23 protein-coding genes and 1 pseudogene are annotated in these 25,636 nt (G+C 68.9%); 12 read left to right on the forward strand and 12 right to left on the reverse strand.

Going from position 1 to position 25,636, the window contains the following annotated elements; translation table 11 throughout:
- Positions 1-199: 199 nt before the first annotated feature.
- The 3 genes from LVO85_RS10410 (at position 200) to LVO85_RS10425 (ending at position 2,649) form a co-directional block, all read left to right on the forward strand.
- Positions 200-430: a YgaP family membrane protein gene (locus LVO85_RS10410; RefSeq protein WP_232747424.1), complete on the forward strand. Its 231-nt coding sequence runs from the start codon at positions 200-202 to the stop codon at positions 428-430.
- Positions 431-454: 24 nt separating this feature from the next.
- On the forward strand, positions 455-1,225 hold the full coding sequence (locus tag LVO85_RS16810) for a sigma-70 family RNA polymerase sigma factor (protein ID WP_269813332.1): 771 nt from the start codon (positions 455-457) through the stop codon (positions 1,223-1,225).
- 323 nt (positions 1,226-1,548) lie between these two features.
- Positions 1,549-2,649, forward strand: coding sequence for a calcium/sodium antiporter (locus LVO85_RS10425; protein ID WP_232747425.1), 1,101 nt, complete (start codon positions 1,549-1,551; stop codon positions 2,647-2,649).
- 1,045 nt (positions 2,650-3,694) lie between these two features.
- On the opposite strand, the gene LVO85_RS10430 is transcribed toward LVO85_RS10425, so the two are convergent.
- The 3 genes from LVO85_RS10430 to LVO85_RS10440 form a co-directional block, all read right to left on the reverse strand.
- Complete coding sequence (locus tag LVO85_RS10430; RefSeq protein WP_232747426.1) at positions 3,695-4,483, reverse strand: hypothetical protein; 789 nt, start codon at positions 4,481-4,483, stop codon at positions 3,695-3,697.
- Positions 4,484-4,488: 5 nt separating this feature from the next.
- Entirely contained in the window at positions 4,489-6,012 is a 1,524-nt protein-coding gene (locus LVO85_RS10435; RefSeq protein WP_232747427.1) for an alpha-amylase family glycosyl hydrolase, read from the reverse strand.
- A gap of 129 nt (positions 6,013-6,141) precedes the next feature.
- Complete coding sequence (locus tag LVO85_RS10440) at positions 6,142-7,371, reverse strand: IS256 family transposase (protein WP_232747428.1); 1,230 nt, start codon at positions 7,369-7,371, stop codon at positions 6,142-6,144.
- A 579-nt stretch (positions 7,372-7,950) separates the two neighbouring features.
- On the opposite strand from LVO85_RS10440, the gene LVO85_RS10445 reads away from it, so the two are divergent.
- Both LVO85_RS10445 and LVO85_RS10450 read left to right on the forward strand, forming a co-directional pair.
- Positions 7,951-10,086 carry a DEAD/DEAH box helicase gene (locus tag LVO85_RS10445; protein WP_232747429.1) on the forward strand — a complete coding sequence of 712 codons (2,136 nt, stop codon included), beginning with the start codon at positions 7,951-7,953 and terminating at the stop codon, positions 10,084-10,086.
- Positions 10,087-10,278: 192 nt separating this feature from the next.
- The gene (locus tag LVO85_RS10450; RefSeq protein ID WP_232747430.1) at positions 10,279-11,295 is read left to right on the forward strand and encodes a DNA glycosylase AlkZ-like family protein; all 1,017 of its coding nucleotides are present in this window, start codon (positions 10,279-10,281) and stop codon (positions 11,293-11,295) included.
- Positions 11,296-11,382: 87 nt separating this feature from the next.
- On the opposite strand, the gene LVO85_RS10455 is transcribed toward LVO85_RS10450, so the two are convergent.
- The 6 genes from LVO85_RS10455 to LVO85_RS10480 form a co-directional block, all read right to left on the reverse strand.
- Complete coding sequence (locus LVO85_RS10455; RefSeq protein ID WP_232747431.1) at positions 11,383-11,913, reverse strand: phage baseplate assembly protein V; 531 nt, start codon at positions 11,911-11,913, stop codon at positions 11,383-11,385.
- Positions 11,914-12,031: 118 nt separating this feature from the next.
- Positions 12,032-12,562 carry a dihydrofolate reductase family protein gene (locus LVO85_RS10460; RefSeq protein WP_232747432.1) on the reverse strand — a complete coding sequence of 177 codons (531 nt, stop codon included), beginning with the start codon at positions 12,560-12,562 and terminating at the stop codon, positions 12,032-12,034.
- A gap of 402 nt (positions 12,563-12,964) precedes the next feature.
- Entirely contained in the window at positions 12,965-13,258 is a 294-nt protein-coding gene (locus tag LVO85_RS10465; RefSeq protein ID WP_232747433.1) for a hypothetical protein, read from the reverse strand.
- A gap of 178 nt (positions 13,259-13,436) precedes the next feature.
- Entirely contained in the window at positions 13,437-13,619 is a 183-nt protein-coding gene (locus tag LVO85_RS10470; RefSeq protein ID WP_232747434.1) for a hypothetical protein, read from the reverse strand.
- A 33-nt stretch (positions 13,620-13,652) separates the two neighbouring features.
- Complete coding sequence (locus LVO85_RS10475) at positions 13,653-13,928, reverse strand: Rv0909 family putative TA system antitoxin (protein WP_232747435.1); 276 nt, start codon at positions 13,926-13,928, stop codon at positions 13,653-13,655.
- Positions 13,929-13,962: 34 nt separating this feature from the next.
- Positions 13,963-14,994, reverse strand: coding sequence for a TerC family protein (locus LVO85_RS10480; RefSeq protein WP_232747436.1), 1,032 nt, complete (start codon positions 14,992-14,994; stop codon positions 13,963-13,965).
- Between the two features lie 414 nt (positions 14,995-15,408).
- Between LVO85_RS10480 and LVO85_RS10485 the strand changes: the two genes are divergently transcribed.
- The 3 genes from LVO85_RS10485 to LVO85_RS10495 are packed head-to-tail and all read left to right on the forward strand — an operon-like array spanning position 15,409 to position 18,757.
- Positions 15,409-15,570 carry a hypothetical protein gene (locus tag LVO85_RS10485; protein WP_232747437.1) on the forward strand — a complete coding sequence of 54 codons (162 nt, stop codon included), beginning with the start codon at positions 15,409-15,411 and terminating at the stop codon, positions 15,568-15,570.
- A 52-nt stretch (positions 15,571-15,622) separates the two neighbouring features.
- A complete protein-coding gene (locus LVO85_RS10490) occupies positions 15,623-17,983 on the forward strand; it encodes an FtsX-like permease family protein (protein WP_232747438.1) in 2,361 nt (786 codons plus the stop codon).
- A gap of 9 nt (positions 17,984-17,992) precedes the next feature.
- Positions 17,993-18,757 carry an ABC transporter ATP-binding protein gene (locus tag LVO85_RS10495; protein ID WP_232747439.1) on the forward strand — a complete coding sequence of 255 codons (765 nt, stop codon included), beginning with the start codon at positions 17,993-17,995 and terminating at the stop codon, positions 18,755-18,757.
- Here the strand turns inward: LVO85_RS10495 and LVO85_RS17060 are convergent.
- Both LVO85_RS17060 and LVO85_RS10505 read right to left on the reverse strand, forming a co-directional pair.
- Entirely contained in the window at positions 18,670-19,284 is a 615-nt protein-coding gene (locus LVO85_RS17060; protein WP_332875428.1) for a dienelactone hydrolase family protein, read from the reverse strand. The genes LVO85_RS10495 and LVO85_RS17060 overlap by 88 nt on opposite strands.
- Before the next feature lie 47 nt (positions 19,285-19,331).
- Positions 19,332-20,666, reverse strand: a complete 1,335-nt coding sequence (locus tag LVO85_RS10505; RefSeq protein WP_232747440.1) for a serine hydroxymethyltransferase — start codon at positions 20,664-20,666, stop codon at positions 19,332-19,334.
- Between the two features lie 68 nt (positions 20,667-20,734).
- Between LVO85_RS10505 and LVO85_RS17065 the strand changes: the two are divergent.
- The 4 genes and pseudogenes from LVO85_RS17065 to LVO85_RS10525 all read left to right on the forward strand — a co-directional run.
- Positions 20,735-21,211, forward strand: a pseudogene (locus LVO85_RS17065) (LysR family transcriptional regulator); the annotation flags it as partial.
- Positions 21,212-21,356: 145 nt separating this feature from the next.
- A complete protein-coding gene (locus tag LVO85_RS10515; RefSeq protein ID WP_232747441.1) occupies positions 21,357-22,316 on the forward strand; it encodes a DinB family protein in 960 nt (319 codons plus the stop codon).
- A 393-nt stretch (positions 22,317-22,709) separates the two neighbouring features.
- Positions 22,710-23,078, forward strand: coding sequence for a hypothetical protein (locus LVO85_RS10520; protein WP_232747442.1), 369 nt, complete (start codon positions 22,710-22,712; stop codon positions 23,076-23,078).
- 229 nt (positions 23,079-23,307) lie between these two features.
- Positions 23,308-24,192 (forward strand): alpha/beta fold hydrolase, encoded by an 885-nt coding sequence (locus LVO85_RS10525; RefSeq protein WP_232747443.1) that lies wholly within the window; start codon positions 23,308-23,310, stop codon positions 24,190-24,192.
- A 399-nt stretch (positions 24,193-24,591) separates the two neighbouring features.
- Here LVO85_RS10525 and LVO85_RS10530 read toward each other — a convergent pair whose 3' ends face one another.
- A complete protein-coding gene (locus LVO85_RS10530; RefSeq protein ID WP_232747444.1) occupies positions 24,592-25,497 on the reverse strand; it encodes a thermonuclease family protein in 906 nt (301 codons plus the stop codon).
- Positions 25,498-25,636 lie beyond the last annotated feature (139 nt).

The raw sequence follows: 25,636 nt of genomic DNA on the forward strand, positions 1-25,636 counted from the left end.
GCTGTAGCTCGCCGTCAGTGCGTGGGCGGACCTGGCGACGCACCTCGCGGACCAGGTCAACGGGAGCAAGCATCGGTGGACCGTCGGCTCCTGGAGGAGTGACGCACGCTGGGCGACTCGATGCCGCTGATGTATCCATCGGAGCGCCCGGTCCGTCTATGGGGTGTTCGTCTCAACAGATCTCCCCCTGGAGGACATCATGAATCGCAACGTCGGAACCGTAGACCGGGCCACCCGAGCCGTCTTGGCCGTGGCTGCTCTGGTGTGGGCGTTCGTGACCGGCGCGACCAGTGGACTCGGTCTGGTCTTGATCGTCGTGGCCTTGGTGCTGCTCGGGACAGCCGCCGCCGGGTTCTGCCCGCTGTACCGGGTGCTGGGCATCAGCACCGATAGCGACCGCCGACGGTCGGCCAAGCCAGTGGCCCGGTAGGACGCGATCGCTACCCTCTCCAGCATGGATGTCACGGACCTCGGGGACCGTCTGGTCCCCGAGATGCCGGGGTTGCTGCGATACGCCCGCTCCCTGACCAGCGACTCCGGCCGTGCCGAGGACCTGGTCCAGGAGACGCTGACCCGGGCGCTGCACAGCGCTGAACAGTTCCGCGGCGAAGCCTCACTGGCGACGTGGTTGCACCGGATCCTGCACAACCTTGCCGTCGATGCGGCCCGACGCGATCGTGAGGTGCCGGCCCAGGACGTCGTCGCCGAGGAGGTCGAGCGGCGGTGGCGGCAGGATGCATACACCGTCGATGCGGTGGAGGTCACTGCGCGCGCCGAGACCCGTACGAGCCTGCTCGAGGCCATGGCCCACCTGCCCGTGATCTACCGCAGCGCGGTGTTGCTGCACGATGCCGAAGCGCTGACCATGGCGCAGATCGCCGCCGTGCAGGGGGTCAGTCTGCCGGCTGCCAAGCAGCGGCTGCGCCGTGGGCGGATGATGCTGGTCAGTGAGCTGGCCCGCGGCCATGAGCGTCGCGAGGCTCTGAAGGGAGTGCCCTTGCGCTGCTGGGAAGCCCGCAAGCAGGTCAGCGACTATATCGACGGAGAGCTCGATCCTCAGGTCGCGCGTCGCGTGGAGATGCATCTGGAGAAGTGCCCGACCTGCCCGCCGCTGTACGCCGCCATTGTCGCCACCACCGATGGCCTGCACGACCTGACCGGACGAGACCCCGACACCGTCATCCCACCCGCGCTGGTCGAACGCCTGGCGAGGAACATCGACTGACTGACACCTGGCATCCGCTCCCAGCGGCCCGTCACCGAGCGGCCCTGCCCCACACTCACGGTCCAGCATCCTGACCGACGGCAACGTCGCTCACGTCGGCCGTCATCGCGACCTCCGCCGGCACCGACGGCGACAACGCACCTGGTGGCGTGTCGTTGGTGTTACGGGTGACCGCGTCCGGTGAGGTGCCAGCTCAGGGTCGGCGGTCCGCGAGGACCCGGGCAAGTCGGCCGTGGCATGCACCCGCCGTCGCGCGCACCTCATCATCGTGGAGATCGTGTGCGGATCCGGACGGGATCGCCGGACGCATACACTCGGCCGTTGTGAACCTCCTCGACGCGGGTCTCGTCGTCATCGGACTGGTGCTCCTCGTCGCCGGAGGAGAAGGCTTGGTGCGCGGCGCCTCGGCGGTCGCTCGGCGGTTGGGCATGTCCCCGCTCGTCGTGGGCCTGACCATCGTCGCGGTCGCCACGTCCTCGCCGGAGTTCGCGGTGACGACCGGCGCTGTGCTGGGCGGCCAGCCCGAGCTCGCTGTCGGCAACGTCGTCGGCAGCAACATCGCCAACGTCTTGCTCATCCTCGGGCTCTCCGCGCTGGTCCTGCCTCTTATCGCGCGGGTGCGCCTGGTGCGGATCGACGTGCCGGTCATGGTCGCGATGTCGGTGCTGCTCCTCATGCTCTCCCTCGACGGCGGCATCTCGCGGTGGGACGGAGTGGTGCTCCTCGTGCTGTTCGTGGCTCACATGGGGTGGTCCGTCCTGACCGGCCGCGGTGATGTCGACGACGATGACGGCACAGCCAACAGCGACCCGCCGCTGGGAATGGGCCGGGCGTTGCTCTTCATCCTCGTCGGCGTCGGCCTGCTCGTCCTCGGCTCGCAGTGGCTGGTGGACGGCGCGAGCTCGATCGCCAGCGCCGTCGGCCTGAGCGACCTCGTCATCGGCCTCACTGTCGTGGCCGTCGGCACCTCGCTTCCCGAGCTCGCGGCCTCCCTCATCGCGGTACGCAAGGGGGAGCGCGACCTCGCGATCGGCAACGTCGTGGGCAGCAACATCGCCAACATCGGCCTCATCCTCGGGTTACCCTCGATCATCGCCTCCGGCGGTATCCCTGTCCCCAGCGCTGCGATCGCGCTCGACATCCCGCTCATGGTCGCCGTCGCTGTCGCGCTGCTGCCTATCGCCTTCACCGGCTTCGTCATCAAGCGTTGGGAGGGTGGGCTCTTCATCGCGCTGTACCTGTCCTATGTGACGTATCTGGTGCTGTGGGCGACCGAGCACGACGCCCTCGAGGGCTTCACCTCTGTCATGGGCTTGTTCGTCCTGCCGGTCGTCGCTCTCACCCTGCTGCTTTTCGCGGTCTACGAGGTGGGGCTGCGCCAAGGCCGGACGCAGGTGCAGGCCGGGCGGGACCACGTCAGATGAAGGGAGCTGCCTGACCGCGAGGAGCCAACCCAGGGGTCGATACAGGACCTCGGTGCCGCTCGTGCGAGTCGTCCGGGTCAACGGCAACGACCTGCACGACGTTGGGTCCCCCCTCAGGCCCCGGGCCGCTGTCACGACGAGGGGCCGGCTGACGAAGCCCGGCCTCGCTACCGGAGGGCCATCCGAGGTCACGTTCGACAACGTCACCTGGCGTCCCCATCGAGCCACGCCGTCTCATGGTCGGAGCTGTGCCGCGAGGCCGCCGGCCATGGCGTCCTGACGGAGCGCGCGGATGACCCTGCCCACCGTCTCATCGATCGTTTCGTGGCGTTCGGCTCAGACGGGTGGTCCGGCCTTGGTCCTCGGGGACATCGACGGGAGGTGGTGCGGCTTGTCGACCGCGGCTCTCAGCATTCGTTGGTGCGGAGGAACCGTTGGGTGTGGCCGTGTCAGGTGCTCGACGGTTGACCGGCGGGCGGTGGGTTGCCGGTCAACCGTCCTCAGGTCCGCCGGAGCGTGGCCGCTACTCGCACTCGGTGTCCGTGGCGATCTGACTCAGTGTGTCGTCCAGCTGGGTGAGAGCGGTCTGGCGCCCGCCTTGCGCTCCTCCACCGACGCTCGCCGGCCAGGTCCTCGAGCCGGTCCCTGAACGCCTTGACAGCAAACAGCGTCAACCCACCGCCCCGAAGGACCCGTCATGAAGAAGTTCCTCATCCTCGCCCACGGCGCCATGAAGCCGTCCCCGCAGTTCCAGCAGGCCCACCAGGCATGGTGGTCCTCCATGGCAGGCCACGTCGTGGACTCAGGCAACCCGCTGTCCAACGGGCACAATGTGACCAGGGCAGGACAGGCCACCCCTATCGCCGAGTCCCAGGCGCCGGCACTGGGCTACTCCATCATCGAGGCAGAGACGCTCGAAGACGCCATCGACCTGCTCTCCGAGTGCCCGATGGACATCTGGCTGCACGAAGCCATCCCGATGTGCCCGCAGTGCTGGCGGAGCAAGCAGACGCAGCTGGCCGCACGGCACTGCCGCAGGTGGCATTCACGCGCGGTCGTTCTTGCTCTGGGTGTCGAGCGTCGTGGTCACCTCGCGGATTGCTGCGACGATGACGGGGTCGGTGTCGTGGTGAGCGGTGAGCCATGCCAGGACTGCTCGTGCAGCGTCGAGGTTGCGGGTGTAGCCGGGGACCATCCGGTGCAGCGGTAGGCCACCGGGTAGACATGCACGCTCGATGCGGCGGGTCGCCTCGAAGTGGTCCGGGTGGTCCAGCACCGTGGCGGGGTCGAGCCGCACCAGCGCCAGGACGCGGTCGACGGCGTAGACCTGGATGAAGCGCATGGCGGCCAGGTGCTCACCCCGCAGCTCGCGGTGCAGACCAACGTAGAGGTTGGTCAGGGCCTCGTTGAGATTGAAGTCGACCGTGTCGATCGCAGTGACTGCCGGTGTGGCCGCCCCGAGGGCGAGCGGGTCGTAGCGTCCACGTGACCAGACCACGCGGGCCCCGGTGAGCGGCAGCGCCGCGAGCTCGTCCGGGGTGAAGACCGCGTACTCCAGGAACAACCCGTCGGCCAGGAGCGCCTTCCGCCCGTTCGGGTCGTTGACGAAGCTGTACGCGACGTGGCCACCGAAGCCGTGGAGCCAGCTGGTGTCCTGCAGGTACCGGTGCTTGGTGTCAGTGGTGTCGACAACGAGGAAGAAGTCGATGTCGGAGTGGTCGTCGAACCGGTGCGTCTCGACCCCGGCCGAGCCCAGGCCGAGGACCGCCTGGACGTGCAGGTCGGTGGCCAGGTGTGCGGCAAGGCGGTCCAACCGGGTCAGGTTGGGGTGCATGCCGTTCATCCTCCGAGCCGGTCGGAGCCGGTGACCAGCTGCCAGACGCCGATGCCGGCACCGGTATGCGGAAAGCTGTCGCCAGCATTCAGGTGGTGGTCACCGAGCAGGTCCACCGCCGCAGCGGCGCATACGAGTGGTGGGTGGGCACCCCGGGCCGCGTGCACGAGGATCGTCTGTTCCCGGGTCACACGCTCGAACGCGACGACGTCGTCGTCGGTGTGCACCCACCGGAAGCCGCCGTCGACGAGTGCGGCATGGGCACGACGCAGCTCGATGAGCCGGCGGTGGACGGTGAGCAGGTCCTGGTCCCACGTCGCGGGGTTCCACCGGAAGGGTCGCCGTGCGTCCTCGGGGTCCACCCCCTCGGTGCCGATCTCGTCACCGGCGAACAGCATCGGGACCCCCGGCATCGTCAACATCAGCCCGAGGGCGACGATGTACCGCTGCCGTCCGACGATGCCGGGCAGGCGTGGGGTGTCGTGGGAGTCCAGCAGGTTCAGGCTGTGCACGCGGGAGCGCCACGGGATCCTGGCGTGCCAGGCGTCCATGACGTGCGCCATGGTCTGGCCCGTGTAGGGCGCGTGGCCGGCCGGCACGCCCCAGTAACGGTCGATGTCCTGCTCGGCCAGCCAGGACCACACCGGGCGGGTGAACGCGGCGTGGCCGGCGGACTGCGCGACGTCGATGCGCCACCCGTCGAGCCCTGCTCGGGCCAGGTAGCGGTGCACGACTGAGCCGGGCCCCTCGAAGAGGCGCTGGCGAAGCTGGGACTCGCGGTGGTCCAGCTTGGGCATCGTCCGGACACCGGCGAAGGTCTCGTAGGCGTGCGGGTGGTCGGAGAACAGGTAGAACCCGGCCTCGACCGACTGGGGGTCGGCCATCGCGGCGGTGAACCACTCGTGGGTGCTCCCGGTGTGGTTCAGGGTCAGGTCGCCGATGATCCGCAGACCGCGTGCGTGGGCCGCGTCGGTCAGCTGCTGCAACGCCCGGTCGCCACCCAGCAGGGGGTCGACATGCTCGAAGGTGGCGGCGTCGTAGCGGTGGTTGCTCGTGGCGGGAAACACCGGGGTGAGGTAGATGGCCGTCACGCCGAGGTCCACCAGCTGGTCCAGGTGCTCCCTGATGCCGCCCAGGTCACCGTCGCAGAGGTGACGCACCCCCTGTGCGGTGCCGTGGGCGACGGGGTCCTCCCACCGGGCCGGGACCGCCCAGCCCGGTGCCGCTGGCGCTGGGTCGATACTGAGGCGGAAGTCCTCAGCGTCGGTGACCTCGTACTCGTGCAGCCCCGCCGCGTTCACGGTGAGCGCCCCTGCCCCGGTGGCGATGAGGAAGCGGTACCCCATACGGGCGTTGACCATCCGCGTGGTGGCGGCCCACCACTGCGAGGGCCCCTCCTGCACGCACTCGGTGAACCGCTGGGCACCGTCCACCGTGCTGCGCACGTAGACAGCCTTGGCACAGAGGTCACTCCCGACCCGGACCCGCAGCTCGACCAGGTCACCCAGCGCGGGGTAGAGGTTGGACACGTACAAGACCGAACCCTCGTGATGAGCACCCCTGAAGCGCGCAGCAGACGGAACAGTTGATGAAGATCGCGACATGTCGGGTCAAGTCCACGGTGGTGGTGTACGACGGTGATCCGTCGTTGTTGGTGATCAGGCGCTGATGGGTGCGGGGTCGGCCTCCGTGGTGGTGTGTAGGGCGGTGCGGCAGCGGGTGAGGACTTCCAGGCCGAGGTAGCGGCGTTGCTCGGCCCATTCGTCGTGCTGCTCGGCGAGCACGGCGCCCACGAGGCGGATGATCGCCTCCCGGTTGGGGAAGATGCCTACGACGTCGGTGCGCCGCCGGATCTCCCGGTTCAGTCGTTCGTTGGGGTTGTTCGACCAGATCTGGCGCCACACCTCCTTGGGGAAGGTGGTGAAGGCCAGGATGTCGCCACGGCCGGCGTCCAGGTGCTCGGCCACGGCGGGCAGCTTGTCGGCCAGGGTGTCCAGGACACGGTCGAACTGGGCGTGCACGGCGTCGGCGTCGGGTTGGTCGTAGACCGAGTGCAACAGCGCTTTGACCCATGGCCAGGACGACTTGGGGGTGGTGGCCATCAGGTTCGCCGCGTAGTGGGTGCGGCAGCGTTGCCAGCCGGCCCCGGGCAGCGTCGCGCCGATCGCCTCGACCAGACCGGCGTGGGCGTCCGAGGTCACCAGGGCGACACCGTCCAGGCCGCGGGCCACGAGGTCGCGGAAGAACGCCAGCCAGGACGCGCCCGTCTCTCCGGTAGCGACCTGCAGGCCAAGGACCTCGCGGTATCCCTCGGCGTTGACGCCGGTCGCGACCAGGGCGGCGACCTTGACCACCCGCCCTCCCTCACGGACCTTGAGCACCAGGGCGTCCGCGGCGATGAACGTGTACGGGCCCTCGGTCAGCCGGCGGCTCCGGAACTCTCTGACATGCTCGTCGAGGTCCTGGGCCATCACCGAGACCTGGGACTTGGACAGGCCGGTGATCCCCAAGGTCTGCACGAGCTTGTCCATCCGCCGGGTGGACACCCCCAGCAGGTAACAGGTCGCCACCACCGTGGTCAGCGCTGCCTCCGCGCGCCGGCGCCGTTGCAGCAACCAGTCCGGGAAGAACGACCCCTCGCGCAGCTTGGGGATCGCCACATCCACCGTGCCGACCCGGGTGTCCAGCTCCCGGTGCCGGTACCCGTTGCGACGGTTGGTCCGGGCCTCGTCGCGGGCTCCGTACTGGGCCCCGCACACCGTGTCGGCCTGCGCCGACAGCAACGCGTTGATGAACGTCGTGAGCATCTGACGCATCAGATCGGGACTGGCCTGGGCCAGCTGCTCGTGCAAGAACTGCTCGGGGTCGATACTGGACCTGGCGGTCATCGCAGTGCCTCTCTTCGAGTGGGTTGTAGGAGATTCCTCGAAGGATCACGCGGTGACCGCCCCACGTCTACCCCGCTGGGACACTCACCACGTCGTACACCACTCTGCTGGACTCAACTACATGTCGTCGTCCTTTCGATGAAGGTCGGCGTTTCATCCCGCACGGGTCACACCCATCGAGGTCGCGACACCACGGAGGTTAGACCAACGAGGACGCCCGGCGCACTCGCTCGAACGCCCTGACTCACCGCGCTGAGCGTGGCCACACCCTCCTGCCGCCAGCCGCACCTACGTCACGACGATGTTCGACGCTGGCGCCGACCTCCGCGACGTCCAGAGCGCCGGTCACGTCGCGAACGCTGTCCCGAGGCCCGACAAACGCCCGGCACGCGGTACGCTGGCGATGCCATCGCGGCTGGACACGTCCGACGCGTCGATCTCGTGCAGATCCGCTGGACCAGCTTGCACCCCGGGACATCTCCAGCCGGGGCTGCTCGGACGTCCCTCGCCCCGCCGCAGGTGCGGTGCCGGGCTCGGTCCCGCTGCCGGGGAATGACCGATCGCTCCGAGGAGGAGTCCGTGGCTCGAGGAGCCCAGCGTCGCAGCGGCGCACGCACGCGCACCCAACGGCGACCCCGCCACGACAACGACGGCATCATCCAGGTGCTCGCCAAGGTCGTCCGCGAGGTCGAGTCCGCGGTCCAGCGTGGCGGCGCGCTGCCGTCGATCCGGACCAAGTTCCAGGTGGTGGCGCTTCTCATGCGAGAGGAACGTGCCCGGGTCAAGGCGGACGAGACGAAGTCCGGGGCCCGGCGCGCCGAGGAGCTGAAGCGCCTCGACGGCATCGCCACCATCCTCGCCACGACGGCTGCCCGCGACACCTCCCTGCTGGGGCTGCTCGCCGACGACGCCGTCATCTCCGACCGCGCACGGTCGCTGCGCCGCGAGCTCCTCGAGGCTGCCGGCATCGAGGTGCCGGACGAGCCCACCGGACAGCCCGAGCCGGCTGAGCCCACGGCAGCTGTGCAGCGCCGGGTCGTGCCCCAGTCGGTGGTGTCTCGCCAGCTCGCCAACCCCTTCCTCGAACCCGACTACTCCGCCGTCGCCAAGGCCACCGCCGGACCCCGCCGCCTCGTCGGCTGGGAGCTCATCGAGCCGCTGCTGAGGTCCTTCGAGGACGGCGGCGCGCTGTCGTGCATGGACCTACCGGAGCCGGCCGCCACCCGGGTGGCCGGTGGGTTGGAGCTCATGCCGCACCAGGAGAGGTTGGTCGCCGCCGCGAAGGCGGGGCACCGGACGTTCCTGCTCGCCGACGAGCCCGGCCTGGGCAAGACGGCACAGGCACTGCTCGCCGCGCAGGCGGCGGACGCCTACCCGTTGCTCGTCGTCGTGCCGAACGTCGTGAAGATGAACTGGGCGCGCGAGGCCACGCTGTGGACGCCCAGCCACCCTGCGACGGTGGTCCACGGCGACGGCGACACGATCGACGGCTTCGCGGACATCATCATCGTCAACTACGAGGTGCTCGACCGGCACGTGGGCTGGCTCGGGCAACTGGGTCTGCGCGGGATGGTGGTCGACGAGGCGCACTACATCAAGAACAGGAAGTCGCAGCGGTCCCAGCTCGTCCTGCAGCTCTCCGAGCGCATCCGCACGCGGATCGCCAACCCGCTGCTCATGGCCCTCACCGGCACGCCGCTGATCAACGACATCGAGGACTTCACGGCGATCTGGCAGTTCCTCGGCTGGGTCGACGAGACCAAGCCGGTCGGTGAGCTGATGGGAGCGCTCGAGGAGACTGGTCTGACACCGGCCGACCGCGGCTTCTCCGCCGCCGCTCGCGCGGCCGTCATCGACCGCGGCATCGTCCGGCGACGCAAGGTGGACGTGGCCGCCGACCTGCCCGCCCGCCGCGTGGCCGACGTCCCCGTCGAGATCGACGACGAGGCCGGGCGGTCCATCCGGGCCGCCGAGCAGAGCCTCGCCCGTCGCCTCGTCGCGCGCTATGAGCGTGCGCTGGAGGCGCGGCACGCCGGCGCCGTCGTCGAGGGCATCGACCACGACCTCGTGCGCCAGGTGGCCGCATGGGAGCGGGCAGGCAAGACGACGAAGAAGTCGGACGAGAACGTGTTCACGATGATGCGGCGTATCGGCCAGGCGAAGGCCGGCCTCGCGGCCGACTACGCCGCGCAGCTCGCCCGCAGCGCCGGCAAGGTCGTCTTCTTCGCCAAGCACATCGATGTCATGGACACCGCCGAGGCGACCTTCGCCAAGCGGGGCATCCGGTACGCCTCCATCCGCGGCGACCAGACGGCATCCGCCCGGCAGAAGCACATCGACGCGTTCACCAACGACCCGGACGTCGCCGTCGTCGTGTGCTCGTTGACGGCCGCCGGCGTCGGCATCAACCTGCAGGTCGCCTCGAACCTGGTGCTCGCGGAACTGTCGTGGACCGACGCCGAGCAGACCCAGGCCATCGACCGCGTCCACCGCATCGGGCAGGAGGAACCGGTCACGGCGTGGCGGATCCTCGCCGCGCAGACCCTCGACACGAGGATCGCCCAGCTCATCGACAGCAAGGCGGGGCTGGCCGCTCGGGCGCTCGACGGAGCAGCAGAACAGGAGATCTCCGACTCCTCCGACGTGCAGCTCGAGGCGCTCGTCACCCTTCTGGAGGATGCGTTGGCAGGGCGGGTCGGCAGGCAGGCATCCTGACGCCCGTCGATGCCGCTCTGCGACGGGTGCATGCCGCCCCGGCTGACCTCACCAGGCTCAGCACGAGAGCCACGTGAAGATCGACAAAGAACACAACAGTCCGCCGCGAGAACGTCGGCACTCGCCTCGACAGGGATGACTGGATCTACCGTCGCGGACGTCGGCGCATCCGGAGCCCGGTAGCGTGCCACGATGACAGGGCTGCACCTCACGCGCGAGCAGATCCTCGCTTTCCGCCGACACGTGGGCGTGCTGGACCGGCGGCTCCCGGCAGGGGCGTCATCATTGCGTCGGGTCGCGTGGGCTGGATTACAGGACAGTGTGCCGCGCGCGGCGCTGTTGTCGATCCATGCCCGGGTGCGTGAGGCCTCGCCAACGATCTGGGCCCACGAGTCGCTGGTGCAGGTGTGGGGTCCGAGGTTCAGCGCCTACGTGGTGCCCGAGAAGGACCGTGCGGTCTTCACGGTGGGCAGGCTGCCGGTGGACCCGGTGCGCCGCCGGTTCGCCGAGGACCTCGCCGACCGGCTGGAGACGCTCCTGGATGGTCGACGCCTGTCCTACCGCGACGCCGGTCAGGCCCTCGGCATCGACCTCAACCAGCTGCGGTATGCCGCCCCCACCGGGCGCGTCCTGCTCCGGTGGGAAGGGGCCGGTCGACCGCAGGTCTGGACGGTGCCACGGCCAGACACCGATCCCGACCAGGCCCGCCTCGAGCTGGCACGGCGCTACCTCCACATGTTCGCGCCAGGCACACCCGAGGGCTTCGAGAAGTGGGCAGGGTTGGCCTCGGGTCGCGCCACACCGACCTTCGACACCCTGCGGGACTCCCTGGTCCCGGTGCGGACCCCGCTGGGGCAGGGCTGGATACTCGCCCGGGACGAGCAGGACCTACGGCGACCCCCCGCCGAGCCAGCGGCCGCCCGACTGCTTCCCAGCGGCGACGCCTACTCCCTCCTGTGGGACGCCGACCGACAGCTGCTGGTGCCCGACCCTGCCCACCAGGCGCAGCTGTGGACCTCCCGCGTATGGCCCGGCGCCGTCCTGGTGGACGACGAGATCGTCGGCACCTGGAGACGAGCCGCTCACACGGTCACCCTCACCCCCTGGACAGTCCTCCGCGTGCACGCACGTCACGCCCTCGAAGCCGAAGCGGCCGATCTGCCCCTACCAGCCCTCGACCGCCCCATCGCGGTGCGTTGGGAAGACTGAGCCGTCACGCCGCATACCCAGGGCATCGCTCCCTGCGTGAAGCACACCGGCCCACCAGACATTGCACCGGACAGCCGGAACTGCCGCCTACGCGGTGAAGCGCCGGCCGAGCCAGATCGGGCGCGATGGGTCGCCCGACTCGAGAGCGACCCAGACCCCGGCACCGATGGCAGGCACCTCGTGGGTGCCCGAGGCGGGTAGGCACGCCGCGGCCCACATCGACTGGTCTCCGGTGACCTCCGGCATCTGCACGAGCAGGCGCTGCTGGACGAGTGGGTCCGCGTTGTCGAGCACGGTCGCCCGGTACAGACCGCATGTGGCGTGGGGTGGCTCCTCGCTCTGACCGGTGTCCAGCACCACGCGCCCCTGTTGCAGAAGGACCGAGGAGTACGTTCCGGCGGACGTGTGATGCACGCCGATCGCGCTGCCGGACGGCGGTCGCTGACCGTGCACACCGTCTCCGAACTCGATGACGCTGGCACCGTCGTCGCGACGCCTGACGCGGTAGTGGTGGTCCTGGGCGGCAGAGCCGGCGAGGTCCGTCACCTGCCGCCACGACTCTCCGTCCACCTCCACCTCGAGCTCGGGCTGCTTCGCGGCGCCGCGGTCCGTACTCATCGGCCCAGGTAGTGGCTCATGAGCGCCATTATGCGCCCGTCCACAGCTTCCCTCTAGAGGCTTGAGACAATCCTCGTCGTCACCCTTGGTGGTCTCGGCCATCCGACGAGTGGGGAGGTCAGGCAGGGACGTAGGTCAACCTGATGACATCCTCGCCGATCCGCTCATGGTCCATGAGCCGAAGGGGCGGCCGGGGTCCGGCGAAGTACGGCTTGCCGTGACCGAGCACCACGGGGTGCAGGTAGATGCGGTACTCGTCGATGAGGCCAAGCTCAGTAAGGCTTTTCGCCAGGTCTGGGCCGGCGACCTCGATCTCCTCCTCACGCTCGGCCTTCAGCTCGCGGATCGCACTCTCAAGATCATCATCAACAAGGGTGGCTTTGGGGCCGACCGACCTCAGCGAGCGCGAGACGACCCATTTCGGCTGGTTCCGCCACGCCGTGGCGAACTCGAGCTCGCCGGAGTCCCGCTCAGGATGATCCTCGTCCCAGTACCGCATCACCTCATACATTCGGCGACCATACAGACAGCCCGCCTGTGCCTGAGCCTCCTCGATGAAGTGGCGGAAGAGCGTCGGGCCTGGGCCGAACGCCATGTGGTCGACGTAGCCGTCCAACGACTGGTTCATGCCGAACACGAGCTTGGCCATGGCGACTCCCACCCTCCTACCGCCCCATCGATCTGTCCTCCACCTCCAGCAGCACCACTATGGCGCTGCTGCAGGGCGACATCTACCGCACCTCCCAGCCGTGTCAGAGGATGTCGATGCGGAGGGCGCGACACCGAAGCGGACGCCCCCTCTGCGCTCATGACCACGTCGATCGACGAAGGTTGCGACTGAGGCGATGACCTGCTGAAGAGCCGACCCGGACGACTCGACATACTCCCCGAACTCCAACGAGTGGTTGACGCCATCCAGCTCGAGAACGTCGGCAGACGGAGACTGCGTCCAGCGCTCAGGTCGTCTGCACCACAGCCGCGTCAGTGCCCCGTCTGGTCGCCGTCGGCGCACCGAAGCTCGCGGACAGTCCAACTGCGATTGAGCAAGCGGTCACCCGAATGTCCCCATCGCCGCTACGGTCACGAAGGTGATGAACGCGGAGAGCACGCCGAGCAGTGCGCCGGACAGGGCCTTGCCGGGGTTGGTGGCCAGACCTTGCTCGGCACGGACGATGCCGACGGCCCCCAGCACCACGGCGGCCAGGGCCGATGGCACGGCGACGAGGTCGCCCACGATAGGGACGAAGACGAACACCATGGCCAGCACTCCCAGGGTGAAGGCCGCATCCCCTGCGCCGTTGCGTTCAGACGAACGCCACGGGCTGTCGTCCATGCCTGCTGTCACCTCCGTAGTGTGTCTCCAAGGCCCGGCCGGCGCTGTGCACGCGGCAGCACGTCGATGCCCCCGGGTCCTGCTCCTTGCAGTGCGTTGCCGGCGACGGACTGCCCGACGTGCACGACCGTGGTGGTGAGCGGTCGCTGCTCACCACCACGGTCGTAGGGTCACCGGGGGCGTGGACCCGTCAGTCGTCCTCCTCCTGCTCGTCGTCCTCCTGTTCCTCGTCTTGCTCCTGCTGTTCTACCTGGTCGTCCTGGTCCTCACCGGTGTCACAGGATGCCGCCATGGTCAGGGGCAGGACGAGCGCGATGGCCAGACCTGTCGCGACACGGCGGAGACGACCGGGACGTAATGTCGAGCGGGACATAGGTCTTCGCTTTCTCGAGAGTGGGCTTGGGAGTCACCGGGAACCCGGCGTGCCCGAGGCAGGACCGTCGGTGTCGGGTCGGTCGGTGTCGGGTCGGTCGGTGTCGGGTCGGTCGGTGTCGGGTCGGTCGGACTTGATCTTGTCCAGCCCTGCCCGCGCGTGGTCACTGCCCTTGCGGATCTGGTCCTGGTAGCGACCGCCGGTGCGGGTGTTGGCGACCTCACCCAGCTTGGTGATGCCCTGGTCGATCGTGCCGCGGTGCTGGGTCGCCGTTGCGCGTGCCTTGGCGAGCATGTCCTTCAGCGCCATGATGTGCCTCTTTCTCTTGTGGTGTGGTGGTGGGTTATCGGTAAGAGTGGTGGGTGGAGCTGGGGGATCTCCACAGGGGCTGCAGGGCCGCGTCCTCGGTCTCGGTCGCGACCCGGAACGGGGGGTCGGCCGGTGCGGGCAGTGCTTGCCGACCCTGTCCGCGGGTGGCGCCCAGGCTGGCGAGGATCGAGACGGTGATGATCGTGGCGACAACCGCCAGGGACACGGTGGTAGGGATGTAGAAGAGGTCGATCTTGAGCAGCATCTTCATCCCGACCCAGACCAGCACCAGGGCCAGGCCGACCTTGAGGTAGACGAAGCGGTGGATCAGGTCGGCGAGCAGGAAGTACATCGCACGCAGACCCAGGATCGCAAAGGCGTTGGCGGTGAAGACCAGGAACACCTCGTCGGTCACCGCGAAGATCGCCGGGATGGAGTCCACCGCGAAGACCACGTCGGTGACCTCGACCAGGACCAGCACGGCCAGCAGCGGGGTGGCCAAAAGCACGCCGTTGCGACGCACGAGCAGCTTCTGCCCGTGGTAGGTCTGGCTCATCGGCACGAACCGGCGGAAGCTACGCAGGACCGCTGAACGCTCCGGGTCGAGGTGCTCGTTGCGTTGCCGGATCATCCGGAACCCGGTGTAGAGCAGGAACGCAGCGAAGAAGTAGAGAACCCAGGAGAAGTGCTGGATCAACACGGCCCCCGCAGCGATGAAGATCCCACGAAACACCAACGCCCCCAGCACTCCCAGGAACAGCACCCGGTGCTGGAACTCACGAGGGACAGCGAAGTAGCTGAAGATGATGGCCCAGACGAACACGTTGTCCACCGCCAGGGACTTCTCGATGAGGTAGCCGGCGAAGTACTGCTGCCCGAGCTCAGCGCCCCACACCCACCAGACGATGGCGCCGAACGCGACCCCGAAGGCGACCCACACCCCAGACCAGGCGGCTGCTTCCCTCACCCCGATCACGTGGGCACGGCGGTGGGCGAAGAGGTCGATGGCCAGCATGACCACGATGAAGCCGAGCACCGAGGCCCAGACCCAGAACGGGACATCCACGTAGAAACACTCCGATCGATGATCGGAGGTCTCTCCCAGCCCTGTGACGGGCCCGCTCGCCGGAACCCTCATGGGCCGTAGTGACGACGAAGCGTGAGTGGGGTACTCCCCTCCTGTGCGACGGAGTAGAACACGCTCCCCCGACACCGGTCAAGTCCTCGTTGAACCATGGCGACCTCCGGCCTGCTGAGCGGGAGCACGTGGTGCCGCGGGATCCACGAGGCCTGGCCAGGTGAGGTCGAGAAAGACGCCGTGACCAGGGTCGAGGGACTGCGAAGCACACCGACGTCGTCCAGGAGCCCAGCGACCAGGACTACCTCTTTCGAGAGAGCGCCTTCAGCGACCCGGCCCGGACCTCATCCAGGCGAGCCGGCTCACCTCCGGGCCAACGAGCCGGGCACCTACCGCGTCACTGTGGCCGATGCCGACGAAGGCACCACCGTCGCGGTCGGTGACGACCTGCTCTGGGGCTGGGCGCCCCGGGTCGTCGCGAGCGTCGCTCTGCTCCTGGGCGGCCTGCTCGTGGGGCTGACGTTGGTGGTCGTCACTGCAGCCCGGCGCTCGGGGACGACATGAACCCGGCGCCTCCTTCGAGACCACCGCGTGTTCACCGTGAGAGTGAGGCGCCATGTACGCCCGCATGATCGCCCGCGACTTCCGCCGCAACCGCAGCGTCACCCTGATCCTGGTCCTGCTGATGATGCTCTCGGTGGTCCTGGCCACCGCCAGCGCGGGGACCCTGGTCCGGCCCGTCGGCGCGTCCAGCGATCTGATGACCCAGGCTGACGCGCCGCACGTAGCCCAGCTGCATGTGGGTCCCTACGACCAGGAGCAGGTCGACGCCTGGGCGGCCGGTCGACCCGACGTGGCCCACCACCAGACCATGGTCATGCTGGGCATCAGCGGAGCCAACCTGTTCTTCGACGGCACGGCACAGACCGACAACATCCAGCAGAACTCGCTCGTCGTGCCCAACACTGAGCGGGACCTGCTCCTCGACCTCGACAACCAGCCGGTCACCGAGGTGGACGTAGGCACTGTCGTGCTGCCCGTCATCTACCAGGTGGAGGCCGACCTCGAGGTCGGCGACCCGGTGACGATCACCGGTTCTGACGGTTACGTCACCGAGCTCACCATCGCCGGCTTCGCGCGCGACTCGATCATGAACCCCGCGATCACCAGCTCCAAGCGCCTCGCGGTGTCCCCTGCCGACCTGGCGGACGTGCGTGCCCATACCGGTGAGGTCGAGCAGCTCATCGAGTTCTGGCTGCACGACCCCGACGCGGAGAGCGCGACGTTCCAGAAGGCCTACCAGGACTCCGACCTGCCGGCAGCGGGTCAGATGGTGGACGCCGCGGCCTTCCGCATGTTCACCATGATCGGCGACGGGATGGTGGCCGCCGTCGTGATCCTGGTGGCCGCGCTCCTGCTGGTCGTCGGGATGCTGTGCCTGCGGTTCTCCTTCCTGACCGCAGCCGAGCAGGACTACCGCGAGATCGGTGTCCTGAAGGCGATCGGCGTCCCCGGACACGGTGTGAAGCAGATCTACCTCACCAAGTACGCGCTGCTGGCCGGGATCGCCACCGTGCTGGGGCTCCCCGTCGGGCTGGCGCTGACACCCCTGCTCACCCGGAACATCACGCGCTACATGGGGTCGGTCCCCAGCGTCTGGAACTGGGTGGCCCCGGTCCTGGCGGGGACCGCCGTGCTCACGGTCCTGGTGCTCTTCGTGGTCGTGCTGCTGCACCGCTTCGACAAGATCAGCGCCGTCACCGCGCTCAGCGCGGGGACCACGGGCAGGCAGGCCCGGGCGGTGATGCGCCTGCACCGCTCACGGATGCCGGTGCAGCTCCGCCTCGGTGTGATGGACGTGGTGGGCCGGTGGCCGACCTACCTGCTGCTGTTCCTCGTCTTCGCTGTGAGCACCTTCATCATCATCGTGCCGGTCAGCTCGGCCGCCACGGCCGGCGCACCCGCCTTCGTCAACTACATGGGCACCGGTCAGGTCGACCTGCGGATCGACCTGCGGCACGCGGACTCCACGTCAGCGACGGAGTTCGAGCAGATGGTGGCTCAGCTGGAGTCCGACCCCGACGTGACCGCCGTCGCCCCGATGGTCACCACCCGCAACGACAGCGTCGACAAGGACGGCAACACCGCCAGCCTCTACGTGGAGAACGGTGACCACACCCTGCTCCCCCTGACGTATGCGGAGGGCCGGGCCCCCACGGCCCCCACCGAGATCGCGCTGTCCCTGCTGGCGATGAACCAGGCCGGCCGCCAGGTCGGCGACACCCTTCCCGTCCAGGTCGGGGCCCAGGTCAGGGAGCTGTCGGTCGTCGGGAGCTACCAGGACATCACCAACGGTGGCAAGACGGCCAAGTCGGTCCTGCCGACCGGCGAGGACGACGTCATGTGGTACATGGCCGGGGTCGAGCTGACGCCGGGAACGGATGCCGGCGCCACGGCCTCGGTGTACGCCGAGGAGTTCGCCCCGGCGGCGGTCGCGGACATCGAGCAGTGGCGGATCCAGACCCTCGGTCCGATCGCGCAGCAGATCATGGTCACCGCTGTCGTCTCGGCCGTCGTGGCACTGGCCCTGGCGGCCCTGATGACGGCACTGTTCACGCGGATGCTCCTCGCACGCGACGCGGGCCCTATCGCCGTACAGCGGGCGGTCGGCGCCGACGACCCCGGCCTGCGACGGCAGTACCTCACGAGGGTGTTGCTCGTGCTGCTGCTGGGCGTCGTCGTCGGGACCGTCGCGGCCAACACCCTCGGCGAAGGGCTGTTCAACCTCATGTTCGAGGGGATGTTCGGCGGCTTCGAGTCGCTCGGCCAAGGAACCAGCCGCATCGACTTCGCGGTCGACCCCCTCCTCACCTACCTGGCCCTGCCCGCAGCGCTCCTGGCGGCCGTGGCTCTCACGACGAGCGCGAGCTCGCGCTCCATCTCCGAAGCCCGTGTCTCCACCCTCACCACCGAATAGGTGACAGCCATGACCACAGACACACCCCTTCTCGAGGCCACCGGGCTGACGAGGTCCTTCTCCGGTCACACCGTGCTGCACGGCGTCGACCTGCAGGTCCACCACGGCGAGCTCCTGTCGGTGATGGGACCGTCGGGGTCCGGCAAGTCCACCCTGCTCTACACCATCAGTGGGATGGACACCATGAGCGCGGGCACCGTCAGGTTCGATGGGCAGGAGCTGGCTGGGCTGAACCAGAAGCAGCTGGCCCGCCTGCGGCTGACCAGCATGGGATTCATCTTCCAGCACGTCCACCTGTTGAAGAACCTGTGCCTGCTCGACAACGTCGTCCTGCCGGCATACCTGGCGGGTCTGGCACCTCGGTCAGACCTCAACGACCGGGCGCTGCAGCTGATGGAACGCACTGGTGTCGCCGCGCTTGCGGACCGGGACGTCTCCGAGGCCTCCGGCGGCCAGCTCCAGCGCATCGGCATCTGCCGGGCGCTCATCAACTCCCCGACCATCCTGTTCGGGGACGAGCCCACGGGGGCGCTCGACTCCACCGCTGCCGCCGAGATCATGGACATCCTCGCCGAGCTCAACGCCGACGGCATGACCCTCATGCTGGTCACCCACGACCCACGAGTGGCCGCCCGCACCGAACGAGTGCTGTACATGGTCGACGGCCGCATCGTCGGCGACCGCCGTCAAGAGCGGTATGCCGGCGCCCACCTCGACCAGCGGCAGACCGAGCTGAGCCAATGGTTGATGGCCGGCGCACCGGTCCGGACCTGACGAGGCAGACTCGGTAGGCCTGCTGAGGACATGCTGGTCAAGCACGACCGCAGCGCGCCAGACGCTGCGGTGCGCGGGCCTCCCAACGGGTGACCTGGTCGTTGGTCTGCACCGGGGCTGTCGCGCAGGTGTGTGTCGAAGAAGGCGCTGACCCTGCGACGCACATCCTGGGTGGCGTTGTCGTCGTAGCTCGTACCCGAGACGCGAGCCAGGAAGCGCAGCAGCAGTGTGGCGTCGGCGGGGTCGTGGTCGTTCATGAACCCCTGCCCGACGCCGGGGTAGATCTTCACATCGTGCGCGACGCCGGCATCCGCCAACACCCGGTAGCGCCAGGGCGTACCCGCCACCCATGCAGAAACCGATGACCCCCACCCGACCGGGGCAGTCACCGTGGGACCCGAACCAGGCCCTCCTCGATGTCGTCGAAGCTCCTCCCCCGGCCAGGGTGGCTGCGTGTTCGGCACTGCGCAGTAGGCCGGCATCCGACCGCGCACAGTCTCGATCGTCAGGTCCGTCCCCCCAGGCATCGGACGTCCGCCCTTTGTTGCAGGTCGGGCTGCGCAGCACGACGGGCTCAGCTGCCCGGCTCGGTCGTGGTGATCACGTGGTGCACCCCGGCGAACTGTGCCCGCCAAGCGGTGACGTCAGTCGCGGTGCCGGGGTCGCCGCGTAGTCCGCGGGCGACCAGATGGGCGAGGTCCGGCATGTGTTCGGGTCCCATGCCGAGGCGCACGATCTCGGGGGTTCCCAGGCGTAGGCCGTTGACGTCGCCCGTCACCGGCTCGTCGGGCAGGCCGATGCCGCAGCTCAGGAGGTGGGCTCGGCGCAGCAGCCGGGCTGCGGCCTGTCCGCCGCCGTAGCCGTGGGCGCGAAGCGCGAGCTGGTGGGAGCGGGTGGGGCCGTGCCGGCCCTCGAACACGGGCAGGCCTTCCTCGGCCAGGGCGTGCGCGAGGTGGGCTGCGGTGATGACCATGGCCTCGGCGTATCCGCGTCCGCAGGCCTGCCAGTCCAGCAGGGTGACGGCCAGCGCCGCGGCCTTGCCCGCATCGAAGTTCGCTGTCAGCCCTGGGTAGGCGATGGCATCGAGTCGTTGCGCGATGGCGTCGTCGTTGGTCACGACAAGGCCCCCGGCGGGGCCGCCGAGGCTCTTGTAGGTGCTCATGGTCATCAGGTGTGCACCGTGGGTCAACGGGTTGGGCCAGGCGCCGCCGGCGATCAGCCCGCACACATGTGCGGCGTCGAACAGAACCAGCGCACCGACCTCGTCGGCGATCTCCCGGATCGCCTCGACGGGGTGGGGCGACAGGTTGAGGCTGGAGCCGACCGTGATCAACCGTGGCCGCTGCTCGTGGGCGAGGACGCGCAGGGCATCGACGTCGACCGTGTAACCGCCGGCATCCACCGGTGCCGGGACCGTGCGCAGCCGGTACATCCCCGCAGACCCGCCGCCGTGGTGAGTGACATGGCCGCCGATCGCCGGCGGTGGCGCGATGATCGTGTCACCCGGGTCACAGGTGGCCATGAACGCGTACAAGTTGGCGATGGCACCCGACGGCACCCGGATCTCGGCGTGCCGGGCAGCGAAGACCTCGGCTGCCAGCTCGGCCGCGAGGACCTCGACCTGCTCGATCGCCTCCAACCCCATCTCGTACTTGTCCCCCGGGTAGCCCAACGAGGGCCGCGACCCCAGGCCGGCCGACAGCATGGCCTCGGCACGCGGGTTCATGATGTTCGTGGCGGGGTTGAGGTTGATGCAGTCATGGTCGTGAATCTGATGGTTCTCCCCCACGAGACGATCCAGCTCGGCCAGGTTCTGGACCGGGGTGCGCCGCGCGGTCGCGCCGGCGACCTGGCGGACCCGCGCGTCCACGTGAGCGGGCACCCAGGAGCGGGGCTCGAGCTGCGTCATCAGAAGGTCCTCTCGACAGGCAGTGGTGAGGTCATGACCGAGCATGACCCAGCGCCAACCTCGGCTGCACCCCCTCAACCATCAGCCAGCACATCCGCACCCTGCAACGGGAGACCGGCCTGACGCTCTTCGAGGCATCCGGCCGGGGAGTCACCCCGACCGCGGCCGGCCTCCAGCTGCCACCACCCGTCCTGGAAGGGCTCCGCCGCTACCTCCTACGAGAGGAGGAGTTCCGCGTGGTCGTGCCGCATACGCACCCAGCGGCGACCCAACCCCAGGCCGCCCTCGCCTCCCTGCCGGCGAGCGGTGCATCGACAACGACGTCGACGAAGCCCCACCGGACAGGTCGTGTCCCAGGCCCGCCGCGCTGCCGCATTCACACCCCCGGTGTCGCCCCCGTCACGCTGGTCAACCCGACGCCGCGCCGTCGCATCGTCGCCCACGTCCGCGAGAGCGTCGGGCATCTGCTGGACGGACGACACCTCGACCTGTGCGGGAGGAGCTCCTCGAGGCACGCGCCACCGGCGCCGACTGGTCGGAGATGAAGACCGACGACCCCAGGGAACCCACGGCCGGCGACGAGATCGCGGACGACGTCGCCGCGCAGCTGTTCCAGCCGCTGCACCCTGGCCAGTCGGGACGCGAGCTTGCAGGCAATGGCGCTCAGCTCGACTGTCCACGCAGATTGGGGTGTTCGAGCTGCTTGACTCCGGCGACATGCGGGTCCAGCAGCGAGCGGTGAAGATCCTGGGCCAGTGGCGTCTGCCGGAGGCCGTCGAACCCGTCACAGAGGTCGCGCATCACGGCTTGCACAACGGTCGGATCGCGGCAATCGGCGTCCTGCACCGTACACAGCCGGCGTCGCGGCGGGCGACCCATCTGGTGGATCGACCAGGAGACTGCGGTGATGATGGAGCGATGACGACCTATTCCGGCACGAAGGAGTTCGAAGGCGCGACCTTTGTCCAGGCGAGCTTCAAGGGCGCCACTCTGCGGTTCTCCGATGTCAGCGGCGTGATGATGCGCAGCGTCGATGTGGACGGACTCGACATCGACAGCCACGACCTGTTCTTCGGCAGCCTTGTCGTCAACGGGGTCGACGTGGTGCCGCTCGTGGATGCCGAGCTCAACCGGCGGTTCCCGGGCCGCGAGCTACAGAAGGCGCAGACACCCGAAGGCCTGCGCGAGGGTTGGGCCGCTGTGCAGTCCGCGTGGCAGACGACAGTGGCGGACACACCGCCGGACCTGGTGGACGCCCACGTCGAGGACGAGTGGTCCCTGGCCCAGACCCTGCGCCACCTCATCCTGGCCACCGACGCCTGGCTGCGCGGCGGGATCCTGCGCATGCCGCAGCCGTTCCACGAGGTCGGCCAGATCTTCACCGGCGCCGACGAGATGGGCTTCGACATGTCGATCTTCCGCGCGGACCCGCCGGCCTACGACGAGGTCCTCGCGGTGCGTGCCGAACGACAGCAGATGGTGACCGACTTCCTGGCCACGGCCACGCCGGAGCTGCTCGCGGAGGAACGCGAGAACCCGTGGGGCGGCGATGACTGGCATCCCAGCGTCGGTGACTGCATCCGCGTGATCCTCGAAGAGGAGTGGGCGCACCTGCGCTACATACGACGGGATCTCGCTCGTCTGCGGTGAGGTCCCCGGCTGTGGACGCCACGGCGCCGGCGGCACGCGCTGCTCTCGAACCGTGTGGTTCCTGACGAGGTTGCGCGCCCGGTTCGCCAACCGTCCTGCCGCAGTGAAGACCCCGGAGTCGACACCTCTCTCGGGCTCCTACCGCTGGCCGGCCCTTGAGGCTGAGCGTGGGTCCGGGCCACCTCGGGGTTCCGGCTCCCACGGCGGCATGAACGGTGCCACGGCGCTCGGGATGCACAACACCCACAGCAGGTCACGGAGAGGCAGCAGGAGCAGGCTCCTGAACTGATCCAGTGGCGGGAACGCGAAGCGGCGATGTGGGCCGGCCACGGTCGTCACGGTGGTCCCTACAGACGGGCCCCGCTCAGCCTTTCGGATCCTTAGGCTGGCTGGATGCAGGTTGTGATCGTTGACGGGGCCAATGTCGTGGGCAGCCGCCCCGACGGTTGGTGGCGTGACCGTGCGGGCGCGGCCCGGAGGCTTCATGACCACCTCGTGGCCACCGACGTGGTCGGCGAGATCGTGCTGGTCCTGGAGGGCGACGCGAGGCGTGGTCGCCACGTCGGGCAGGAGGGGCATGTGCAGACCGTGCACGCCGCAAGGTCAGGCGACGACGCGATCGTTGACGAGGTGAGGAGCCAGGTCGCGTTCGGCGACAGGCGTGGTGTCACCGTGGTGACCGCCGACCGGGACCTGCGCGACCGGGTCGAGGCGGTGGGCGCCAGCACGAGGAGCCCGCGGTGGCTTCTCGACCAACTGTGATCGGGCAGACGAGCGGAGCAGTCCGCGGCCTGGCCGACCAGACGACGACCACCAGTGGCTGATCGACCCACGGTCGTCCTCTGCCTGGCACCAGGACACGACTGACTTCGTAGAGGGAGGGCTCCTGCACCAAGGCTTCATCAGCGAAGACGCAGCCCGAGCGGTGGTGCCACCCGCCGAGACGGTGTGACGATGTAGGGACAACACCCTGGGCAGGGAGGAAGAGCCCATGACTGTCGAGGCCAGCACCCGCTCTCTGGAGACCCCCGGCGCCACCATCGTCTACGACGTCCGCAGCGCGCAGCACACCCCTGACGACCGGCCCCCGCTGCTGATGATCGGCCAGCCGATGGACGCGACCGGCTTCACGGCCCTCGCGTCGCACTTCCCGGACCGGACGGTGGTCACCTACGACCCTCGCGGCCTGGGGCGCAGCGCCCGCAGCGACGGCCGTACCGACAACGACCCCCAGCAGCACGCCGGCGACCTGCACCGCCTGGTGGCGGCCCTGAGCGCCGGTCCCGTGGAAGTCTTCGGCAGCAGCGGTGGTGCCGTGGACGGGCTCGCTCTCGTCGCGACGCACCCCGAGGACGTCCGCGTGCTCGTCGCCCACGAGCCGCCCCTGACCCACCTGCTGCCCGACGCCGACGCCGTACGCCGTGCCGAGCAGGACGTCAGCTGTGCCTACGAAGAAACCGGCTTCGGGCACGGCATGGCCCGGTTCATCGCCTACACCTCCTGGGAGGGCGAGCTCACCCAGGAGTTCTTCGACCGTCCCCCTCCGGACCCCGCGGGTTTCGGCCTCCCGACCCAGGACGAAGGCTCCCGCGACGACCCGTTGCTGTCGGGGGCCTCGGACAGCGTCACCGCGTGGACGCCGGACTTCGACGCCCTCGCAGCGTCGGGGGTCAGGCTCGTCGTGGCAGCCGGGGCGGAGTCGGCCCGGCAGGTCACAGGGCGGTCGGCCGTGGCCGTGGCGAAGCGGCTGGGTCTGCCGCTGACGATGTTCCCGAGCCACCACGGCGGGTTCCTGGGGCCAGAGCTCGGGTGGCCTGGACAGCCGGAAGCCTTCGCTGCCCGCCTGCGGGAGGTCCTGGACTCACCAGAGGGCTGAGCACGCCGGACCACTCATCAGCGTCGTCCGTGGTGCGAGCGTGTCGCTTGGGCGAGTCAGGGACATCAGCACGCGGGAGAGCGCTGTTCAGGAGGAGAGCTGGCGAGCGGACTCGAACCCCTGATCACCTGCTTGCAGGACATCCGGGCAAAGCGCTCTGACCTGGACCTACTGCACGCAACAGTGCCGTCACGACCGTTTCGTGCAACATACGTGCATCAGTGGTGGCCACCTACGTCCGGGTCTGACCGTACGGCGGGGACGCGACGCGGTTCGCCGAAACCCGGTGGGCCCCCTCGCAGGGTGCGCATCCGGAACGAGGAGACCCGAAGACGGGGCAAGCCGTTTCACTCTCATGCCGCTGACATACAGGTCGGGTGAGGCTTGGTCAGAAGCAGCTCAGGGCACCAGCGGTAGGCGGGTTTGGCAGTCGATCGGGGTATATCGGCGGCCTTGGTCGTCGACGTAGGCTCCACCGACGTAAGCACGGCAGCCGGTGTAACCGGCTCCCGGCCGTGGTGCTGGTTGCGCGGGGTGGGGAGCGGGCTGCGCGGGGGCTGGTTGGCGAGTCACCTGCCGTTCAGCCTCCGCCTTCTCAGCGGCCTCGCGTGCTTCCTGGCGACGCTCCTGCTCCTGGGCGTCCTGCCGGGCCTTCACTGCGGAGTAGTGCAGGTCCTCGGCTCGTGAGCGCATGTCCTCTGTGGTGCTGCGCAGATCCGCGAGCTGCTGGGCAGACATGCCGGCGGCCCCGAGTGTCCCCGGGTCAACCTCGTTGATCAGTGCCAGCAGCACCGTCGCCTCTTCCACAGCTGCCTCGGCCGGGGCCTCCGACTGCTGCACATCCGTGTCTGCGACTCGTTGGACCTCGGCAACACGGTCGGCAAGGCCCTCGGATCGGCTGGCGAAGGTGCACTCCTGAGAAGGGTCAAACACGCCCCGCCCCTGGCTGCGCGCTTCCTCAAACGCCTCCGCGACCTCGTCGTAGAAGCGCTCGTTCGGCTCGAACAGGACGGGGACGCCGAGCCCGGCCCGGGCGATCTCCGCGTTCACCAGGACGTCGTCCTTCACCACCCCCGCCAGGTCGCGGCCGTAACGGTCCACGGGGTCCTCGTCGTAGCGCAGGACCACCTCAGAGCCGACAGGCAGTTGCCCAGCGAGGAAGTCGGCTGCCTCCGGCCCAAGGCACTCCACTGCTCGGAGGGGGTGCTTCGTTTCAGGTGTGTCGACATTGAGCAGGCGCACCGTGACCGCTTCGCCGTCGCGAAGGACCTCGATGGTGTCGCCGTCGACGATCCGCTGGACCACGACGGCCTCCTGCCCCATTGACTGAGCTACCGCCCCGACACCGACAACTCCAACGGCTCCGAACGCCGCGGTGCCCAGCAACCACTTCAGCACTGCCACATCACTCCTACTGCACTGCACCAATTGCGCCGCTCCGCCA

It is taken from the genome of Ornithinimicrobium sediminis (genome assembly GCF_021272345.1).
Lineage (GTDB): Bacteria > Actinomycetota > Actinomycetes > Actinomycetales > Dermatophilaceae > Ornithinicoccus > Ornithinicoccus sediminis_B.

Bases quoted from the DNA above. Each gene is read 5' to 3' on its own strand.
- LVO85_RS10520 (WP_232747442.1), top strand. From the start codon at position 22,710: ATGCAGGTTGTGATCGTTGACGGGGCCAATGTCGTGGGCAGCCGCCCC.
- LVO85_RS10455 (WP_232747431.1), bottom strand. From the start codon at position 11,913: ATGAGTACGGACCGCGGCGCCGCGAAGCAGCCCGAGCTCGAGGTGGAG.
- LVO85_RS16810 (WP_269813332.1), top strand. From the start codon at position 455: ATGGATGTCACGGACCTCGGGGACCGTCTGGTCCCCGAGATGCCGGGG.
- LVO85_RS10475 (WP_232747435.1), bottom strand. From the start codon at position 13,928: ATGGCGCTGAAGGACATGCTCGCCAAGGCACGCGCAACGGCGACCCAG.
- LVO85_RS10450 (WP_232747430.1), top strand. From the start codon at position 10,279: ATGACAGGGCTGCACCTCACGCGCGAGCAGATCCTCGCTTTCCGCCGA.
- LVO85_RS10490 (WP_232747438.1), top strand. From the start codon at position 15,623: ATGTACGCCCGCATGATCGCCCGCGACTTCCGCCGCAACCGCAGCGTC.
- LVO85_RS10440 (WP_232747428.1), bottom strand. From the start codon at position 7,371: ATGACCGCCAGGTCCAGTATCGACCCCGAGCAGTTCTTGCACGAGCAG.
- LVO85_RS10505 (WP_232747440.1), bottom strand. From the start codon at position 20,666: ATGACGCAGCTCGAGCCCCGCTCCTGGGTGCCCGCTCACGTGGACGCG.
- LVO85_RS10430 (WP_232747426.1), bottom strand. From the start codon at position 4,483: ATGCACCCCAACCTGACCCGGTTGGACCGCCTTGCCGCACACCTGGCC.
- LVO85_RS17060 (WP_332875428.1), bottom strand. From the start codon at position 19,284: ATGCCTGGGGGGACGGACCTGACGATCGAGACTGTGCGCGGTCGGATG.
- LVO85_RS10410 (WP_232747424.1), top strand. From the start codon at position 200: ATGAATCGCAACGTCGGAACCGTAGACCGGGCCACCCGAGCCGTCTTG.
- LVO85_RS10495 (WP_232747439.1), top strand. From the start codon at position 17,993: ATGACCACAGACACACCCCTTCTCGAGGCCACCGGGCTGACGAGGTCC.
- LVO85_RS10470 (WP_232747434.1), bottom strand. From the start codon at position 13,619: ATGTCCCGCTCGACATTACGTCCCGGTCGTCTCCGCCGTGTCGCGACA.
- LVO85_RS10460 (WP_232747432.1), bottom strand. From the start codon at position 12,562: ATGGCCAAGCTCGTGTTCGGCATGAACCAGTCGTTGGACGGCTACGTC.
- LVO85_RS10525 (WP_232747443.1), top strand. From the start codon at position 23,308: ATGACTGTCGAGGCCAGCACCCGCTCTCTGGAGACCCCCGGCGCCACC.